This is a genomic window from Nonomuraea sp. bgisy101 (genome assembly GCF_057708945.1).
This window is the reverse complement of the sequence record NZ_JBYITD010000099.1, coordinates 1-2569: the sequence shown is the minus strand read 5'-3', so window position 1 is coordinate 2569 and position 2569 is coordinate 1. Positions and strand designations below refer to the sequence as shown.

General features: G+C 64.0%; 3 protein-coding genes. All 3 read right to left on the bottom strand.

Annotated elements, in window-relative coordinates:
* A partial coding sequence (locus tag AC3EO4_RS55580; RefSeq protein ID WP_431904962.1) for a hypothetical protein occupies positions 1-474 on the bottom strand: 474 nt, incomplete at its 3' end.
* A gap of 152 nt (positions 475-626) precedes the next feature.
* Complete coding sequence (locus AC3EO4_RS55575) at positions 627-755, bottom strand: hypothetical protein (RefSeq protein ID WP_431904959.1); 129 nt, start codon at positions 753-755, stop codon at positions 627-629.
* A 212-nt stretch (positions 756-967) separates the two neighbouring features.
* The gene (locus AC3EO4_RS55570; protein WP_431904958.1) at positions 968-1942 is read right to left on the bottom strand and encodes a DUF4360 domain-containing protein; all 975 of its coding nucleotides are present in this window, start codon (positions 1940-1942) and stop codon (positions 968-970) included.
* Positions 1943-2569: the final 627 nt, after the last annotated feature.

The following is a 2569-nucleotide window of genomic DNA, read 5'->3' as shown; positions in this document are numbered from 1 at the left end:
CATCCAGTGGAACCATGCGTCGAACACGCGGTAGGGCGGATCGCCGAGAACGGTCTCTATCCGAAGATGGGCGTCAAGCGGTTGCCCCAGGACCTCCGAACGGAGCAACGTGATGTCGTGCCGGGCCAGGACCTGGTTGATCTGCCGGCATTCTGACTCCCACCCCGGGATGTCGGCATCTGCGACCTGCGATAGTTCTGGCAGGTCGTAGGAGCCGGCACCGTCGGGTCCGGACGATCGGGTGCCGGGCTTCAGGAGCACCGCCAACGGAGCCAGACGGCACAAGGCCAGTAGCAGCCCCTCGACGTGCGTCCAGCCCTTCTCCGAGCGCTGCGCCGAGCCGTCGCGTCTGGTCAAGAAGACTGCGACGTAGGACGCATATCCGGAGCCGTAGTGCCGGAATTCGGCATGGTGGACGGTCAGTTGCGGGAGCCGGTCGAGGTCGGCTGTGACCCGCCGCAGGAAACCTTCCACAGCAGCCGAACCGCCGGCCCAAGGACCCATGGAGCTGGCCAGGTCATCGTTCGCGGCTCGTTGGAGAGCCGCCCGATCGGTTGCCGGCTCCCTGTCCACCTCTTCCGTCCTCCTCGCTACGTATGGCAACTTCGAGCACGATAGCGGGATTGTCAGGTACCGGATTGCTTGTCGTTGAGCGCTCCTCGCGCCAGGTCGTCGAGCTTGCGTGCCACCTCGCGTTGGCGTTCGTCGGTGGAGTGCTGGTAGATCATGGCGGCGCGGGTGCTGGAGTGGCCCATGCGGGTCGTCAGCTCGCGGATCGAGGCTCCGGCGTTGGCGGCGAGAGGTGTGCCGGAGGTCGTGAAAATAGATCTTCGGTAGGTCCGCGTCTTCCAGTGCCTTGGGCCAGACGCTTCGGGACCCGGCGCGGCCAAGGTGAGTAAAGCAGGTCGCCCGGCTCTGACCTCGACTGCTTCGTCCCCAAGCCACATCACCGAAGCGTCGACCTGACTCAGCAGGAGGTGGTCGTCTCGGCTAGGCAGGAATCGGTGCCCGGCCCGCCGTTAGCGGTGTCGGTGCCCGGCCCGCCCAGGATCCGGTCGTTGCCGGCTTCGCCGTCGAGGGTGTCGTTGCCGGCGTCGCCACTGATGTCGTCGGCGCCGTCGCCGCCGAAGACGGTGTCGTTGCCTGCACCGGCGGCGACCCGGTCGTTGCCCGCGAAGGAGAGGATGACGTCGTCGCCGCCCAGCGCGGTGATGAGGTCGGCGAACGGTGACCCGCAGATGACATCGGCGCCCGAGGTGCCGATGATGGCCTGCCCCGAGGTGGCGGTGCGCCGGTCGATGGTGCAGCCCGGTCCGTCCTGGAGCGTCCCGTCGACACTGTTGATGTTGAAGAAGCCGCTGCCGGTCTCTGCGGGGTTGTTGGTGAGGACTAGGCCCGTTTCCCCGTTCAGCGCGCGGGTTGCGCCCTGCGCCGACGCCACGTTGTCCTGAAGCAAGATCCGGTCGGAGAAGAGATACGCGTCGTCGTGTGGCCCCGAGATCTGCGAGCGAACCGACTGAGCCGGGACGGGAGCACCGCGGAAGTCGTAGCTTGCGCTCTGCGTCGCGCTCATCCCTGCTTGGTCCATGAGCGCGTAGCCCTGATAGGAGAACTCGACGGTGGAAAGCGAGGTCCCCGGCGGCGTATGCACGTTCAGCGAGAGCGTGCATACCCTATCCGAGGCATCATCACCAGGTGCGATGAGCGTCTCGTATGAGCTGAATGTAACGGTGAACGCCTTCCCGTCGGGGCTGATCGCAGCCTCCCATGTCCCGGGTGGGCACCCGTTTCCGTTCGCACTGACGCTCGAGATGTATGCCTCGGCCGGGTTGGGGGCAGAGGATGCCGCGACCGCGGGCGTCATGACTGCTGCGCTGAGGACGGCGGCGGCGAGTGTACCTGCGGCCAGCTTAGGGAGTGTGTTGCGCATGATGAATGGCATAGGGGCATTCCTTTCCGTGGTGAGCGTTCCCAGCGAGAACGTCAGGTAATTTCCCGAGGCTCGTTGACCTGTGTCAGATCGAGCTCGTGAATGGTGTCGCGGTAGCACGGATGCCGGAGCTGTTCTTTTTTCGTATCCGCCCGCACCGCTGCGATAGCGCGATAAGGGAGATACCCCAACGTCAAGCATGAAAGACGCACACACGTTTATAAGCGGGCAAATAATCAGCAAGGAGCGAAAAGAGGAAGTGTCCTTGATGTCCGAATATCCGCCATTAAAATGGATATTATCCTGACGTGTAGCTTCCGAAAATTCCGATTCGCGCAGATATGTCATGATTCCGAGAATCTGGCCCCTGGCGCGGCGGTGGGCCGGGGGCAGCAACCACAGCAGCAACCGCGCCATATCCGGGCGACCTTGAGCGGCCGTTAATGACCCTGCGAGCAGCTATACGGCATGTCCATCAGCGCCGATGGCAAGACAGCGGTGGCAGTTCGAGGCAATGGGGCGGGTTGGCTCGTCTGGGATATGACGGATCCGGCCCACCCTGTCGAGCTCTATGCCGATAATCAAGGAGAGGAATCCATCGCGCTCAGTCCTGACGGTCGCAGAGCCGTGTTCGGCACT

Bases quoted from the DNA above. Each gene is read 5' to 3' on its own strand.
- AC3EO4_RS55575 (WP_431904959.1), bottom strand. From the start codon at position 755: ATGGGCCACTCCAGCACCCGCGCCGCCATGATCTACCAGCACTCCACC.
- AC3EO4_RS55570 (WP_431904958.1), bottom strand. From the start codon at position 1,942: ATGCCATTCATCATGCGCAACACACTCCCTAAGCTGGCCGCAGGTACA.